The 17,267-nt window shown below is 35.2% G+C and carries 11 protein-coding genes; 6 read left to right on the top strand and 5 right to left on the bottom strand.

The genetic code is table 11. The annotated features are described in order from the left end of the window. Nucleotides 1–6 precede the first annotated feature (6 nt). The gene (gene gldJ, locus ACM55F_RS18055; protein ID WP_416855214.1) at nucleotides 7–1,692 is read right to left on the bottom strand and encodes a gliding motility lipoprotein GldJ; all 1,686 of its coding nucleotides are present in this window, start codon (nucleotides 1,690–1,692) and stop codon (nucleotides 7–9) included. 210 nt (nucleotides 1,693–1,902) lie between these two features. Between gldJ and porU the strand changes: the two genes are divergently transcribed. The 5 genes from porU to ACM55F_RS18030 all read left to right on the top strand — a co-directional run bounded on the left by porU (nucleotide 1,903) and on the right by ACM55F_RS18030 (nucleotide 10,302). Then, on the top strand, nucleotides 1,903–5,733 hold the full coding sequence (porU, locus tag ACM55F_RS18050; RefSeq protein WP_416855213.1) for a type IX secretion system sortase PorU: 3,831 nt from the start codon (nucleotides 1,903–1,905) through the stop codon (nucleotides 5,731–5,733). Nucleotides 5,734–5,771: 38 nt separating this feature from the next. Further along, a complete protein-coding gene (gene porV, locus ACM55F_RS18045) occupies nucleotides 5,772–6,941 on the top strand; it encodes a type IX secretion system outer membrane channel protein PorV (protein ID WP_416855212.1) in 1,170 nt (389 codons plus the stop codon). A gap of 79 nt (nucleotides 6,942–7,020) precedes the next feature. After that, nucleotides 7,021–7,503: a cytidine deaminase gene (gene cdd / locus ACM55F_RS18040; protein WP_416855211.1), complete on the top strand. Its 483-nt coding sequence runs from the start codon at nucleotides 7,021–7,023 to the stop codon at nucleotides 7,501–7,503. 143 nt (nucleotides 7,504–7,646) lie between these two features. Continuing rightward, nucleotides 7,647–8,645 (top strand): pyruvate dehydrogenase (acetyl-transferring) E1 component subunit alpha, encoded by a 999-nt coding sequence (pdhA, locus tag ACM55F_RS18035; RefSeq protein ID WP_416855210.1) that lies wholly within the window; start codon nucleotides 7,647–7,649, stop codon nucleotides 8,643–8,645. Nucleotides 8,646–8,652: 7 nt separating this feature from the next. After that, nucleotides 8,653–10,302: a pyruvate dehydrogenase complex dihydrolipoamide acetyltransferase gene (locus ACM55F_RS18030; protein ID WP_416855209.1), complete on the top strand. Its 1,650-nt coding sequence runs from the start codon at nucleotides 8,653–8,655 to the stop codon at nucleotides 10,300–10,302. 53 nt (nucleotides 10,303–10,355) lie between these two features. Here the strand turns inward: ACM55F_RS18030 and ACM55F_RS18025 are convergent, their stop codons facing one another. Continuing rightward, nucleotides 10,356–11,597, bottom strand: coding sequence for a glycosyltransferase (locus ACM55F_RS18025; RefSeq protein ID WP_416855208.1), 1,242 nt, complete (start codon nucleotides 11,595–11,597; stop codon nucleotides 10,356–10,358). A 110-nt stretch (nucleotides 11,598–11,707) separates the two neighbouring features. Here ACM55F_RS18025 and ACM55F_RS18020 point away from each other — a divergent pair, with 110 nt between their 5' ends. Continuing rightward, nucleotides 11,708–12,289, top strand: coding sequence for a MiaE family protein (locus tag ACM55F_RS18020; protein ID WP_416855207.1), 582 nt, complete (start codon nucleotides 11,708–11,710; stop codon nucleotides 12,287–12,289). Nucleotides 12,290–12,387: 98 nt separating this feature from the next. Here the strand turns inward: ACM55F_RS18020 and ACM55F_RS18015 are convergent, their stop codons facing one another. The 3 genes from ACM55F_RS18015 to ACM55F_RS18005 form a co-directional block, all read right to left on the bottom strand. After that, a complete protein-coding gene (locus ACM55F_RS18015) occupies nucleotides 12,388–14,253 on the bottom strand; it encodes an OmpA family protein (protein WP_416855206.1) in 1,866 nt (621 codons plus the stop codon). 17 nt (nucleotides 14,254–14,270) lie between these two features. Beyond that, a complete protein-coding gene (locus ACM55F_RS18010) occupies nucleotides 14,271–15,188 on the bottom strand; it encodes a PorP/SprF family type IX secretion system membrane protein (RefSeq protein ID WP_416855205.1) in 918 nt (305 codons plus the stop codon). A gap of 59 nt (nucleotides 15,189–15,247) precedes the next feature. Beyond that, a partial coding sequence (locus ACM55F_RS18005) for a gliding motility-associated C-terminal domain-containing protein (RefSeq protein WP_416855204.1) occupies nucleotides 15,248–17,267 on the bottom strand: 2,020 nt, incomplete at its 5' end.

Below are 17,267 nucleotides of genomic sequence, written 5' to 3'. Positions count from 1 at the left end.
TTAAAATTAATTTCTGGCTGATTTTTTCTTATCTGCTTTTGGACCAACTCTTGACATGGCACATCTGAAACCAATGTAATCAGTAGCCATATCTTGAGGAAAATATCTTCTTTGTGCAGGATCTAACCAATACGCTCTGTCTCTCCAAGATCCTCCCTTATAAACTCTTACTTCGTCATTTATCAAAGTGGTTCTTTTACTTGACTTATCGTACTTTCTCACCATTTTTCCTAAACTGTCTGTAGTAACATTGTGCTTAGGTGAATTGTACATGATTTTCTCGTCTTTATCTTTGTCATCATCTGATTCAGAAGATCCGAAGTTATAATATCTGGTAGATTGTTTATCACCGTCTCTGTAATTGATATTATCACTTTTATCAAAATTTTGTCTCAAATAAGTCTCTTGTTCATCAACTGGAACCTGAGCAATCTGACCCGGAAAGTTTCTGGCAACTATTTTACCATTACTCAAAGTGTCATATTTCATATTCTCTTTTGTAACAATTTCAACTTTTCCGTCTGATCCAATTTTATTTTTGGTATATAAATTACCTCTGAAATAATTAAAATCATTCGATTCATTATCAATAATAGGTCTGTAAACATCTTGTACCCACTCGGCTACATTTCCTGCCATATCATATAGTCCAAAATCATTTGCAGGATATTTTTTAACTTCATTAGTAATATCAGCACCATCATCAGACCAACCTGCAATTCCACCATAATCTCCATTTCCTTGTTTGAAATTGGCTAATTGATCTCCTTTGCTTTGTCTTTTTCCTGAACGAGTATAACTACCTGACCAAGGATATTTTTTCTGACCTTTATAAATGTTGTATTCTCTTTGACCAACATCAGCTGCTGCTGCGTACTCCCATTCAGCTTCGGTAGGAAGTCTGTATTCTGGAAGTATAATTCCAGAAGAACGTTGTGCATAAACATTTTTTTGCTCTGTAACCTTACCGTCTTTTCCTGCTTTTGGTGCTTTTTTACCACCTCTTCCTCCTTTTAAAACGATTTCCTCATTTCCACCATAAGTTAGTGTTGGACTATTCAAATAGGTTTCAGTACTAAAAGAACTTTCGGCTGTTACATCTTCCGTTTTAGCATTTTTCTTAAGGTAACCATTTTTTTCTAAAAGAGCTTCATTCACACGGTCAGTTCTCCATTTGCTAAACTCTACCGCTTGAATCCAATTTACCCCAACGACAGGATAATTTGCATAAGATGGATGTCTCAAATAATTATTGGTCATTGTTTCATTATAACCTAATCTGTTTCTCCAAACCAAAGTATCTGGTGAGGCACCTTCGTATATATTTTTGTAATTTTCTTCCGTTGGAGGAAACACTTTTTTCAAATAATCCAAATACTCTAAATACATAAAGTTTGTAACTTCAGTTTCATCCATATAAAAAGACTGAACATGCTGCTGTGTCGGAGTATTATTCCAGTCATGCATAACATCATCTTCAACTTTACCCATTGTAAATGTCCCGCCTTCAACAAAAACCAAACCTGGTCCAGCTACTTGCTTTTGGGCTCCTGAAGCTTTTTTACCGTCCACATTCCAGCCAGTAGCTCGTGATGCGTTTTTTGAGCTAGACTTTTTGCTGCAACTCGCTAGACCTACAATCAACATCATAGATATCATCAATCGTAAAGCCATAATTTTGTTTACTTTCATACTCTTTATTAGGTAATAATTTAAGTGCCGCAATATAATAATTAACCATTAACCTGCAACGTCCTTTTTTAATAAATTTAATCCGCTGTATTTTATCAGAAAATATACAATAGAAACGCAAATTTATAATATTTATTATTTACTATCACACTAAATGATTTATTTTTACTCATTAATAATAATTCACTATCTATCCAGTTTAAAAAAATAATGAGAAAAATACTTTTGGTTTATTTATTCCTAATTCCTTTTGTTTCTTTTACTCAAATTAAAGGAGATGTGTCCTTAGAATGGTTAGAAAAAAAAGAAATTTATTTTGGAAATTATAAAATTAATGTTCCTCAATTTGCTGGGAATAGCTATTATTTTGATGTTTCAAAAAAAGCAATATTTTATACGCTACCAATATCAGAGTCAGCTGATTTTAATGAAAATGACTTGCAAATTTCAAATGTTGTATACGAACCAATTCTAATTTCTCAACTTGGCGAATTGGCTTTGGAAAACATACCAAAAACTCCGAATACCTCCTTAAAAATCAATAACTCCAGAGCTATTAAGCAGGCTTTTCTTTCCTTATCACCAATTGTAAAAGATGACTTTGGATACAAACGAATCAAATCATTTTCTTACAGCATAAAAAGCAACACTTCAAAAATTTCACAATCCGACAAGAGCACAAGCGTTGTTTATAATTCCATTTTAGCTTCTGGGGATTGGTATCAATTTTATATTGAAAAATCAGGCGTCTATAAAATTTCTAAAAGTTTTTTGCAGCAATTAGGAATCAACATGAGCAGTATAAACCCCAAGAAAATAAAAATTTATGGCAATGGCGGAAAAATGTTACCGTTATTAAACAGCATCTACTATCCTCAAGATTTAACCGAAAACGCTATTCAAATTATTGGAGAAAGTGACGGCATTTTTGATAATGACGATTTTATCTTGTTTTATGGCGAAGGCCTTGACACTTGGAACAATGAAAGCCAGACCTTTAATAATTTATACGCTACAAAATCCTATTATCACATAACAGTTCAAGGAGATAATGGAAAAAGAATTCCACAAATGACGCAGCCTAGCGGAAATAGCTCGGTAACATTAAATACGTTTGATGACCACCAATACCATGAATTAGATCTTGTAAATATCGCACATCTTGGACGCCAATGGTTCGGCGAATCGTTTGATATCAACCAAGAACAGGAATTTGAGTTTAATTTCCCAAACTACGATTCAACAACGCCCATAAAACTCTTGGCAACAACAGCTGCTGCTGCTTTCACTCCTACTTCCTTCAAAATAGCTGCAAATGGCCAGGAAATAGGAAACATTTCTTTTCCATCATTAAATCTCAATTCCGACATTGAATTCAACTTGGGCTTTTTACCAAACAACACCTCTTTTAGCAGTTCTGAAAATGTAAAAATAAAATTAACCTATAATAACAACGGCGTTCCTGGTTCAAAAGGGTATTTGGATAATATTCGGCTTATTGCCAAAAGAAAACTTCAAGGTTACGGAAAGCAATTTCATTTTCAATACGATTTATCAAATTCAAGTCTGGGGATTGTAAGCTATACCCTTTCTGATGCTACCGCTATTTCACAAGTTTGGGACGTAACTGATTTGTATAATGTAACTAAAATCGAAAATTCAAATCAAAGCTCATTCACTTTTAAAGCAAATCTGGGTGACCTCAGAAAATACATCGCCATTGATGCTGCAGACTATTTCACCCCTTTAAAAGACAATAAAACAAAAATTGCCAATCAAAACTTAAAAGGAACACTTTTTAAAAATGCTCAAGGTCAATTTCAAGATATAGATTACGTAATTATAACTCCGAGTTTCTTAACAACACAAGCAGAGAAACTAGCCAGTTTTCATCGCACAAATTCCAATCTGAATGTAAAAGTGATTTCTCTTGAATCTGTTTACCAAGAATTCTCCTCAGGAAAACAGGATATTTCTGCCATCAGAAATTGTGTAAAATACATCTATGACAATGCATCAACACCTGAAAAAAAAATAAAATATGTAAATCTTTTTGGCGACGCATCCTATGATTTTAAAAACCGAGTAGTCAACAACAGTAATATTGTCCCTATCTATCATTCATTAAGGAGTAATACATCAGGCGAAGCTTCCTTTGCTTCTGATGATTTTTATGGTTTAATGGATTCTAATGAAGGAAATATTATCTCTTATTTTGGAGGAATCGATATTGCAGTAGGAAGAATGCTGATAAACGACACCAAGCAAGCGGATGAAATGGTTAATAAAGTTATAGAATACCATGATTTAAAATCATATGGAAGCTGGAGAAATAATTTCGTCCTAGTTTCTGATGACTCAGATCAATCTTCGGACGCAAGTTTACAAAGCAGACAAAATAATTTAGCTGATGTCATAGCTTCCGAGAAACCATTTTTGAATATCAATAAAATAATATTAGACTCCTACGTCCAGGAAGCTTCAGCAGGAGGCTTCAGATATCCTAAGGCGAGAACAGATTTTTTTAATGCTTTCGAAAAAGGAGCTTTAGTATTTAATTATTTGGGACATGGCGGAGAAGATGGTTTATCCAGTGAACGCATTTGGGAAAAATCAGATGGTCAAAACTTAAGCAATCAATACAAATATCCATTATTCATAACAATCACTTGCGAGTTCTCTCGTTTTGACAATCCTTCCAGACCAACTGCGGGCGAATATACCTATTGGAATCCAAAGGGAGGAGCTATTGCAATGATTACTACAACACGATCAATAGGACAATATAGTGCCGAAAATTTCAACGACATACTTTCTAAAAACTTATTATCCTTTGGATCTAACCAATACACTTCTATTGCGGAAGCACTAAGAATTTCCAAAAACAGTAATCCAAACTCTGCGACTAACGTCGTTTTTTATATTGGCGATCCTGCATTAATGCTGGCCATATCCAAACCTAAAATAAATCTCACCAAAGTAAATGATATTTCCATTTCTCAACCTATTGATGATTTCAAATCATTAGCAAAGATTAAATTGACCGGAGAAATTACGGACGAAAACAACAACTTGCTAACGAACTACAATGGCGAGGTTTCCACCACTATTTTTGACAAGATTATTTCAAGAACTACATTCAATAACGATGGAAATAGCACGCCAATAAATTTTAATGTTTTAGGTGAAACTATTTTTAGAGGAAATGCATCCATTACCAATGGAAAATTTGAATTTAGCTTTGTTGTTCCAAGAGATATTAGAATTCCATTAGCCAATGGCAGAATCAGTTTTTACGCAAAAAAAAATCAAATATTAGAAAATGAAACGGGCTATAACACTAGTATAAAAGTGGGGGGAATTAACGAAAATGCAGTTGCGGACAATATAAGTCCAAGAGTGAAGTTATATATGAATGACGAAACTTTTGTTTCGGGGGGCACAACTAATGAATCGCCTTTCCTGCTTGCTTTTCTTGAAGATGAAAATGGTATAAATACAGCCAGTGGAATTGGTCATGACATTGTTGCAATATTAGATGGCGATGTGAATAATCCTTACATTTTAAATGATTATTACCAAACAAAATTAGACGACTATACAAATGGAACAGTCCGGTTTCCGCTACGTGATTTATCAGTGGGATTACACACTATTACGTTCAAAGCCTGGGATGTATATAACAACCCAATACTAACCGAAATTCAGTTTGTAGTAGTTGGTGACGAAACATTAACATTAACACATGTATTGAACTACCCTAACCCATTTGTCAATTATACTGAGTTTTGGTTCACGCACAATAGACCGTATGAACCATTAGAGGTACAGGTTCAAGTTATGACAATAACAGGAAAAGTGGTTTGGACGAAAAATCAAATCATTTCAACCGAAGGGTTTTTATCAAAAGAAATCACTTGGGATGGTAAAGATGATTTTGGCAGTAAAATAGGAAAAGGTGTCTATGTTTATAAACTTACGGTAAAATCAAACTTAACAAATAAAAAAACCGAAAAGTTTGAAAAACTTGTAATACTTTAATAATATACTATATTTGTTTAATCAATATTCTTACAATAATGAAAAAAATTACGTCGGTTTTTATCTGTTTATTTATTGTCTCACTTGCTAAAGCGCAGGATAGAGTTATAACTACAGGAGTTCCGTTTTTATTAGTTTCAGCAGACGCGAGAGCTGCAGGTATGGCTGACATTGGTGTTGCATCATCTACCGATGCTTTTTCACAACAATGGAATCCGGCAAAATACGCTTTTGCTATTGACAAACAAGGTTTTTCCATTAGCTACACTCCATATCTTACTGATTTAGTTAACGACATTTCATTAGGACAATTAACCTATTACAACAAGCTTAACGAACGAAGTGCATTTGCAGGAAGCTTACGCTATTTTGGTTTAGGCGAAATAGAATTACGTGAAACTGGCAATGCTGATGAAGTACCAAGAATAGTTTCTCCAAATGAATTTGCCCTAGACGGCTCTTATTCATTAAAATTAAGCGAAAGATTCTCTATGGCAGTTGCCGGTCGCTACATCCATTCCAGTCTAAAAGTCGCAACCGATAATGGTGATGCTTCACCAGCAAGTTCGTTTGCAGTTGACATAGCAGGTTTCTATCAATCAGAAGAAATAGCGTATAGCGAATTTAACGGAAGATGGAGAGCGGGATTTAATATTCAAAATTTAGGTCCAAAAATAAGTTATGATAATGATGAATTTAGTAATAATTTTTTACCCGCCAATTTAAAAATAGGTACTGGATTTGATTTCATACTAGATGATTACAGTAAAGTAGCTTTAAATCTTGAATTCAATAAATTATTGGTACCAACTCCACAAAATCCGGATTTAAATGGAGACGGAGATGTAACGGCAGAGGAAAGAGCAGAAAACAATGAAAATTATCGCTCTGTCGGATGGGTTTCAGGTGTATTTAAATCATTTGGGGATGCTCCAGATGGTTTCAGCGAAGAATTAAAAGAATTCACTTATGCAGTAGGTGCCGAATACTTATATCAAGATTCATTTGCTATGCGCTTGGGGTATTTTCATGAAAGCCCAGAAAAAGGTGCCAGAGAATTTTTCTCTCTAGGAGCAGGATTTAAATATAATATTGTAAAAGTGGATGTATCGTATTTATTCTCGGCATCGAAAGTAAAAAACCCTTTGGAGAACACGCTTAGATTTTCACTTACTTTTAATTTTGGTGACAAGTATGACGAATATTAGTTAAAGTAAATTTTAAAATATAAACTCCAAATCCAAATTTCATATCGTTGAAATTTGGATTTTTTTTCCTGTAAAAAGAATGAAAAAAATTACCATTACAACAGAATTTTCTGTTTTTGATTCTCTTGAAGATTTGCCAAATGATATTTACAGCTTAATGGGGCAGGCTGTAGCCATTAGAAAGAAAGCGTACGCTCCCTACTCAAAATTTCGAGTAGGCACTGCCATTCTTTTAGACAATGGAAAGATTGTACTGGGTTCAAACCAGGAAAATGCTGCATATCCTTCTGGTCTTTGTGCTGAACGTGTCGCAATTTTTCAAGCTGGAGCAATTTTTCCTGAAGCAAAAATTATAAAAATGGCTATAACAGCAGCTTCAGATACCAACAAAACAACAATGCCAATTCCTCCATGCGGTTCTTGCAGGCAATCAATAGCAGAATATGAAATAAAACAGGACACCCCTATCGAAATCTATTTTATGGGAGAAACAGGTGCAATTTATAAATCAGCATCCCTAAAAAACTTGCTTCCTTTCATGTTTGACAAAAACTTCTTGTAAAAAAGCCAAAAACTAGCGTATAAATTTTACTTCTTAGTTGGAATGTCTTATTTTTGCGATTCGCAAATTTGTGGGAGGAAACTATTTTGCGTTATGGTACCAATTGATAATACAATAACACTTTAGCAAAAGAATTAATTCAGATGAAAGAAGTTACAAAAGAAGTTTATTTAAAGTGGTATGAAGACATGCTGCTTTGGAGAAAGTTTGAGGACAAACTTGCAGCATTATACATACAACAAAAAGTTAGGGGATTTCTACACTTATACAATGGTCAAGAAGCCGTTCTGGCAGGTGCATTACACGCCATGGACTTGACAAAAGACAAAATGATTACCGCTTATCGAAATCACGTTCAACCAATAGGAATGGGTGTTGATCCAAGACGCGTAATGGCCGAGCTAATGGGAAAAGTTACCGGAACATCTAAAGGAATGGGTGGTTCTATGCATATTTTCTCAAAAGAACACCGTTTTTATGGTGGTCACGGAATTGTAGGCGGCCAAATTCCTGTAGGAGCAGGACTGGCTTTTGCAGATAAATATTTTGAAACAGGCGGGGTAACTATGACCTATTTTGGTGATGGTGCTGCTCGTCAAGGTTCTTTGCATGAATCTTTCAACATGGCCATGTTATGGAAACTTCCAGTGGTTTTTATTGTTGAAAACAACGGTTATGCCATGGGAACTTCTGTAGAAAGAACAGCCAATCATACAGATATTTGGAAACTAGGTTTAGGATATGAAATGCCTTGCGGACCAGTTGATGGAATGAATCCGGTAAAAGTTGCTGAAGCAATGACAGAAGCAATTGACAGAGCACGTCGTGGTGACGGACCAACTTTCCTAGAAATGAAAACATATCGTTATAGAGGTCACTCTATGTCGGATGCACAATTATACCGTTCGAAAGAAGAAATAGAAGAATACAAAAAAATTGATCCAATTACACAAGTTTTAGACGTAATTAAAGATCAAAAATATGCTACAGAAGAAGAAATCGAAGCAATTGACCAAAGAGTAAAAGATTTAGTGGAAGAATGTGTGAAATTCGCAGAAGAATCTCCTTATCCTGAAATTCAACAATTATACGACGTAGTATACGATCAAGAAAACTATCCATTTTTACCTCATAAACTATAAATCAATTATGGCAACAATAATAACAATGCCTCGTTTGAGCGATACGATGACGGAAGGAACGGTAGCGACTTGGCTAAAAAAAGTAGGAGACAAAATCAACGAAGGTGATATCCTTGCAGAAATTGAAACTGATAAAGCAACAATGGAATTTGAGTCTTTCAATGAAGGAACTCTTTTATATATTGGTATCCCAGAAGGAGAAACTGCACCGGTAGATTCTCTATTAGCAATAATAGGAAATGAAGGTGAAGATGTTTCTGCTTTAATAGCAGGAAAAACAGCTCCCGCAACGGAAGAAGCCAAACCTGCCGCTACAGAAACAGCAACAGCTCCAGAGGCTAAAAAAGAAGAAACGACTGCTCCTGCAGCTTTATCTTTACCAAAAGGAGTAATTGTAGTTACTATGCCTCGATTGAGCGATACAATGACTGAAGGCACAGTTGCAACTTGGTTGAAAAAAGTAGGCGATAAAGTTTCTGAAGGCGATATTCTTGCTGAAATCGAAACAGATAAAGCAACAATGGAATTCGAATCTTTCAACGAAGGAACTCTATTATACATAGGAATTCAAGAAGGAAATACAGCGCCTGTTGATAGTCTTTTAGCTATCATCGGACCTGAAGGAACCGACATTAGCGGTATTGCTGAAAATTATAAAACTGGAGAAGCTCCACAAGCTCCTGCTACAACTGAAGAAGCAAAATCGGCACCAGCTGAAAAAACAGCAGAACCAATTGTACAAGAAGCATCAACTGATGGACAACGAATTTTAGCGTCTCCATTGGCTAAGAAAATTGCAACTGACAAAGGAATTCAATTAACACAAGTAAAAGGTTCAGGTGAAAACGGACGTATCGTAAAAAGCGATATCGAAAACTTTACCCCACAAACTGCTGCTGCTCCAGCGCAGACAAGTGCTGCACCAGCGAAAATAGAAACTGTAGCTACTGCAAAACCATTTGTTCCAGCAGGAGAAGTTTTCACAGAAGAAATCAAGAATTCGCAAATGCGAAAAATCATTGCTAAACGTTTAGCAGAATCTTTATTTACTGCGCCACATTACAACTTAGTAATAGAAGTTACTATGGATGAAGCAATGAAATCAAGAGCTATCATTAACAGCGTTCCAGATACAAAAGTATCTTTTAACGATATGGTGATAAAAGCTTGTGCATTAGCATTGAAAAAACATCCGAAAATAAATTCTCAATGGAGAGAAGATGCTATCATCATCAACCATCACGTGAATATTGGAGTTGCTGTAGCTGTTGAAGACGGATTAGTGGTTCCTGTATTGCGATTTACAGATGCTATGAGTTTATCTCAAATTGGCGGAAGCGTTAGAGATCTTGCAGGAAGAGCTAAAAACAAAAAATTATTACCTACAGAAATGGAAGGAAGTACTTTTACAGTTTCTAATCTTGGAATGTTTGGTATTACTGAATTCAATTCTATCATCAATCAACCAAACTCTGCAATCCTTTCAGTAGGAGCTATTGTAGAAAAACCGGTTGTAAAAAATGGACAAATTGTAGTAGGAAATACAATGATGCTATCTTTAGCTTGTGATCACAGAACAATTGATGGCGCAACTGGAGCTCAATTTTTACAAACATTGAAACAATTTATAGAAAACCCAGTTACGATGCTAGCGTAATCTATTAATTTATAAATTAGGAATCCCGTTATGACACTTCATAGCGGGATTTTTTATTTATTCTTTTCCTCAATCCAACGCGACATATATTTTGTGCTTTTTAAAGTATGATGTTGCAACATAGCTCCCATAAAATTAGTCAAACGATGTTTTTGTAAATCGGTTTGTAGTAATTCAATTTTTTTTGAAAAATCAGCTTCGAATAATTTTTTCAAATACCGTTGATTGATAATTTTCATCCCATTTTGCTGCGCTATTAGCCAGATTAATTTGTTTTGATACAAACGTACCGCTACATTCGCAAAATCACCCGCATCGTCCGTAATAAAACCATTCCAAGGCAAATCTCCATGCATTGATTCAGAACCAATAAAAGTCGTAACACTTGGCGTTCCGCATTGCATTGCTTCCAAGAATTTTCCTTTTATACCCGCGCCAAAACGTAAAGGCGCTAAAACAACACGGGCACTTTTAACTACTTCTTGCGCTTCATTAGCACGACCCATAATTAAAAACCCCTCCTTAGGTTGGTGTAATTGCAGTACTTTTTGAGAAGGATATGCTCCATAAACATTCAATACAGCTTCCGGCAATTGTCTTTTAATTAAAGGCCAAATCGTTTCTTTTAAGTACTGAACAGCATTCCAATTGGGCTCATGAAGAAAATTTCCGATAAAAACAAAGTCTTTTCGTTGTTCAAAAGAAGGTAATCCCGGAATTTCGGCACTATCGACTGGTTCCAATAAAAAAGGCAAATAATACAATAAAACCTTGTCGATTTTAAAAACAGATTCCAATAGTTCCATTTCAAATTCAGAAATCATTAGAGACAAATCACAACGTAAAATACTGGCGATTTCCCGTTTCGCAACCTCTTCACTAAACAAATCATTTGTATTGAATAGACGCTTTTCCTTGAATGCTTTCTGCCGTGCTATGCGCAAACAATGCAAGTCTTCAGTGTCTAAAACTCGCAATGCATCTGAACAATTTTCAGCAACACGCCAACCAAATTGCTCTTCCATCATAAAGCGATCAAACAAAACCACCGTTGGATTCAGTTCTTTTACAAAAATATCAAAATTGGAATTATTTAACTCAATTGATTTTTTATCAACTCCGAATTCTTGTAAATCCACCATAAAATCACTGTCTTGAGCAGGACTTGCATAGGTAATACTAAAACCCTGCTCTTTGAAAAGTGAAATCAATTGCATCATTCTTCCTCCCGCTGCCGATGAATTGGGCTCTGGCCAAACAAAACCGATAATTAAGAGCTTTTGAACCTGATTCATAATTGTTATAATTTCGATTGCAAAATAATGCTATTTAGATGGCAATAACATCATTTCAAAGAAAAATCAGTTAGAAAAGACTAATTTTACATTAAATAAATTCCAATAAGATGTTAGGATTAAAATTAGCCACAGACCCACGTTGGGTAAATATTGTCGAATCAAATATCGAAGAAATTTTGACTGATCACGCTTGGTGCGAACAAAAGGCAGCATCAAACGCAATAAGTTTAGTTACTTACAATTCAGAATTAGAAGAATTAGTAACCGAAATGTTGATTATAGCAAAGGAAGAATTAGATCATTTACAATTGGTCCATAATTTAATAAAAAGCAAAGGATTGACTTTAGGCCGAGAAAGAAAAGACCATTATGTTAATGAACTTTTCAAATTCATGAAAAAAGATGGCAGCCGAAAAGATGCTCTTTGTGACCGATTGTTATTTTCTGCTATGATTGAAGCCAGGAGTTGTGAACGCTTTAAAGTACTATCCGAAAACATAAAAGATCCAGAACTAGCTACATTTTATAGAGACCTTATGATTTCAGAAGCTGGACATTATACTACTTTCTTGGGCTTTGCGAGAAAATATGCTGACAATATTGATGTAGATAAACGTTGGAAGGAATGGATTGAATTTGAAACTTCCATTATCACTAACTATGGTAAGCAAGAAACTATCCACGGTTAATTAAAAAACAGGTTCAACAAAATCTGAAAAACATAATAAACAAAAAAACAGGACCCTTAACGGTATCCTGTTTTTTTGTTATTTACAATCTAAGTGAATTATTTAACAATCATAAACTCAGAACGTCTGTTTGAGGCATGTTCGTCATCGGTACAGTTATCTTGGCAATCCACTTTAAATTCTGATTCTCCAAAACCTTTTCCTATTACTTTATCAACACTAATTCCTTTAGAAACTATATATGCCACAGTAGAATTTGCTCTTCTCTCAGAAAGATCTAAGTTAAATTCATCAGTTCCTCTGGAATCAGTATGCGACTTAACATAAATCCTTAATTTATCATTTTGAGACATTACATAAACTAATTTATCAAGTTCTGCTGCTCCTTTCTTCGTTATATTACTTTTATTGTATTCGAAATAAATAGGTTTCAAAACAATCTCTGTTTCAGTAACAATCACTTCAACTGGATCTATTACAGCGTCAACGGTAATTTTCCCCTCTTCAATTTTAGCAACAGGAAAAGATTTCGAAACATAACCATCTTTAAAAACCTTTATGGTATATGGTTTTTGACATTCCACTTTATAGAGAACTTCGCCATTATCATTAGATATTTGAGTATCTAAAATAGTATTCATTGAATCCAAAATAACAACTCTTGAATTAGCCAATAGTTCTCCAGTTTTGGCATTTTTTACCACACTAAGAATTTGCCCTTTACATACTGGAATAGAACTATAAATATGATCTATACCACTACGATTACTGGATAAATATCCGATATTTTTTTCTTTATTAAATGTAAAGGCAAAATCATCTTTCTCAGTATTTACAGGTTTTCCAATATTATATGGATCCTCATCTTTATTTAAATCTACAGAAAAAACGTCTAAACTTCCAAAACCCATTAAGCCATTTGAAGAAAAATATAAAATAGCATCTTCAGTTACAAAAGGAAAATTCTCGTCACCAGCTGTGTTAATTTTATTTCCCAAATTTTCTGGCACCCCAAATGTCCCATCACTATTTACAGTTACTTTCCAGATATCAGTTCCTCCGACAGAACCTGGCATATTAGACGCAAAATAAAGCACTTTCCCATCTTTGTCTATCGATGGATTACCCATAGAATAGCTTTTACTATTGAATGGCAGTGAAGTAACAACACCCCATTTACCATTTTCTTTAACTGCTTTATAAAGACTCACTTGACCAAACTTCAGTTTATGTGTTTTGTCTTTCTCAAATAATTTATCTTTGAAGCTTTCACTTGAAAAATAAACCACACTACCATCTTTAGTCATTGTAACCGGACCTTCATGAAACCTACTATTTAATTCATCTACAGCAACTGGCTCTGAATAGCTTCCGGCAGCATTATAAGTAGATTGGTAGATATCTAAAAAAGGTTCGTTATTCCAACTGTATATTTTGTTGTTTTCATTTCTTGCACTTGCAAAATAAAGTATATCTCCATAAAGAATAGCACCAAAGTCAGATCTTTCTGAATTAACTGAAATTTTGTCCACAACAAAAAGCTTTTCTTTATTCAATAACTCAGAAAGATAATCTGGATTTTTATTGAATTGTTTAGCCCTCAGATCGTCCGGCACTAAAGCTGCAAATGTTTTCATTTGTACATCTGCTTCCGTGTATTTGCCATTAGATTTTAACATCTGGGCATATCTGTAATACGTCTCAGGATCTTGATTGGTTTGTACCGCTTTGGCATACCATTTTTCGGACTCTATGGTATTGTGCATATAATAATAGCTATCACCAAGTTGCTTACTTACATAAGCATCCGAATTTCCTTTTTCAACTAATGACAGATATTCTTTAGCGGCTTCGACATAATCGTAGCTTTCAAACAATTTATCTGCATTCTTAGTATCTTTATTTTGTGCAGAAAGTGAAATACCAACCAGCACAAAAAACAATAATAGAGTATTTTTTTTCATTAACTATTAATTTAATATTAGAAAAATCTTGGAGAACGTGAAACTTTTTTCGACTCAAATAAATCATATAAAATGATGAATTCATGAGAGGATGGTGACGTTATTTTCAAATCAGAAATCACATGATCGTAAGCATAACCAATACGCAATTCAGGCGTAATCGCAAAATTCACCATTGCTCCAAAACTGTCTTCCAATCGATAAGTTGCTCCTAATTCGAATTTTTCCTGATATAAAAAATTAGCTGAAACATCTACGGAAGGCGAAACATTAAATGCAGATTTCAACATAAAGGACGGTTTGAATTTTAATTCATAGTTAATATCAAATACATATCCGGCAGTTAAAAAATAGTGTGATACATCAGATCCATATTCTCTACCATTATAATCCAAATGGGCTGATTTTATCATATTAGGAACTGAAAGAGAAACGTAATATTTATCGGTGTAATAAAACACCCCTGTTCCTAAATTCAAAGAAGTATCATTAATGTCGGTCCCAAAAACACCTTCTGAAGGATCTGGCAAACTCGATTGAATATCCCTTAGTCCAACTTTGTGAAAAGACGCTCCTGCTTTCAAACCAAATGCCAGTCTTTGTGTGTCTCCTAATTTCAATGTATACGAGAAATCTCCAAATACATTTTGCTCGGTAACCGGACCAATTTTATCCGAAATTAATGACAATCCGACACCTACATTCTTTCCCACCGGAGTATGTCCGGAAAAAGAAAGAGAGGTTGGAGCATCTTCAATATTTACCCACTGTTTTCTAAATAAAAGACCAAAAGAAATACTTTCTTTGGATCCCGCGTAGGCTGGATTTATAACATTCATATTATACATGTATTGTGTATAATGGGGATCTTGTTGCGCCTTCACATCTATATAGGCAATAAGAACTAAAAGAGAAGTCAAAAATATTTTATTCATATCTATTTGTTTTATTATTCTGCTGACCGATTGAAGGCCTGCATAAATACATTAATCTATTATTTTTCTCTGATTAGATAGATCCAACCTGTTTTTGTTTGTCCATTATTGAATTCTATAACATAATAATAGGTTGCGCTCGGAAGTTCATCTCCTTTATTTGATTGGCCATTCCATTGATCTGTATAATTGGATTGATTATAGACTTTAATACCATATCTATTAAATATCTCCAGGTTTTTAACATCCATTAATCTTAAATCAAAAGTGTCATTTGATCCGTTACCGTCTGGTGAAATCCCTTTTTGTATATCACAATAAATGGATTCAACAGTCGAAGTAGCAGTTGTTGCGCAACCTGTACTTGCAGAAGTCACAGTTAGCGTATATGCTACAGGAAATACTACTTGTGCACCGGGAGTTGACGCTATTACATCGGTTACATTTAGAATATTTGAATTTGTTCCCACAGGATTTCCATCTTTATCTTCCCATTGATACGATACATTGTTTGGGTCGTAAGATCCTGACAGTGGATTTGCAGTTAAAGTATATACTTTATTGCTACAATCCCCAATGGTTTCAAATTGAATTGTTGGAGGAACTGGATTAATTATTCTGGCAGCTCCGCTAATCTCACATGCAATATTATTTTTAAAACGTACAATTACTGTATAGCTACCTGACGGCAAAGTAAAAATCGGACTATCCTGAAATCCATTCCCAACACTATACTCAACACCAGACTGAGATGCAATTGTTATTTCTCCAGTTGTATTAGCACAAGTAGGCTGCCTAGTAACTATTGCTGTCGGTATTGCCGGAGTCGCTGTTATTGTCAATATTACTCTAGTCCTAGAAACACTTAAACAGCTTCCGATTGATGATTCAGCATAATAAGTAGCTGTTCCCACACCAACTTGAGTAGGATTAGTCACTACAACTCCACCCACTAAATCTGTATACCAAGTTATTGTATTACCAAGTGCTGTTGCAGTTATAGTTTGACTAGCTATTCCGTTTGAACAAACAGTCTGGTCAGTTGCTACTGGATTTGGCACCACTCCAACAATTGTTAAAGTAACAGAAGTACGCGTAAGACTCGGGCAAATACCGTTTGATGACTCAGCATAATAAGTGATTGTACCTACTCCAACTTGCGTTGGATTAGTCACTATGCTACCTCCAACTGCGGCTGTATACCATGTTACAGAATCACCAGTTGCCGTCGCTGTTAATGTTTGTGTCAATGTTCCATCAGTACATTCTGTTTGATCTCCACCACTTACAGGAACGACAGGCCTTGGATTTAAAGTTAAAGTAACTGCCACACGCGATGTGCTTACACAAGATGTTGTGCTATTTACAGCTTCAGCATAATAAGTAATAGTTCCTAATGAACCTAAAGAAGGATCCGGCACTATAGTTCCTCCAGTTGCTGCATCATACCAAACTACTGATTCTCCGGGCTGAACTGTTGCAGTGGCTGTCAGTGGTTGGATTGGCGATGCAGTACATACCGTTTGATCTCCTCCGCTTAACGGAACAAGTGGTATTGGATTAATAGTTAAGGTTACCGCAGTACGGGAGTCGCTTACACATAGCGTTGCATTTTTCACCGATTCCGCATAATACGTAATGCTTCCTAATGCACTTAATGAAGGGTCTGATACTACATTTCCTTCGGTTAATGCATCATACCATACTACTGACTCTCCTGATTCAGCTGTGGCTGTAGCAGTCAAAGTCTGAATTGGTGACGCAGCACATACCGTTTGATTCCCTCCGCTTATTGGAGCGATTGGTTTTGGATTTAAAGTTAAAGTAACTGCCACACGCGATGTACTTACACAAGACGTTGTGCTATTTACCGCTTCAGCATAATAAGTAATAGTTCCTAATGAACCTAAAGAAGGATCTGGCACTATAGTTCCTCCGATTGCTGCATCATACCAAACTATCGATTCGCCTGGCTGAACTGTTGCAGTGGCTGTCAGTGGTGTGATTGGCGATGAAGCACATACCGTTTGATCTCCTCCGCTTAACGGAACAAGTGGTATTGGATTAATAGTTAAGGTT

Origin of the sequence: Flavobacterium melibiosi (genome assembly GCF_048158545.1) — a bacterium.
Taxonomy (GTDB): domain Bacteria; phylum Bacteroidota; class Bacteroidia; order Flavobacteriales; family Flavobacteriaceae; genus Flavobacterium; species Flavobacterium melibiosi.
This window is presented reverse-complemented; position numbering and strand designations above follow the sequence as displayed.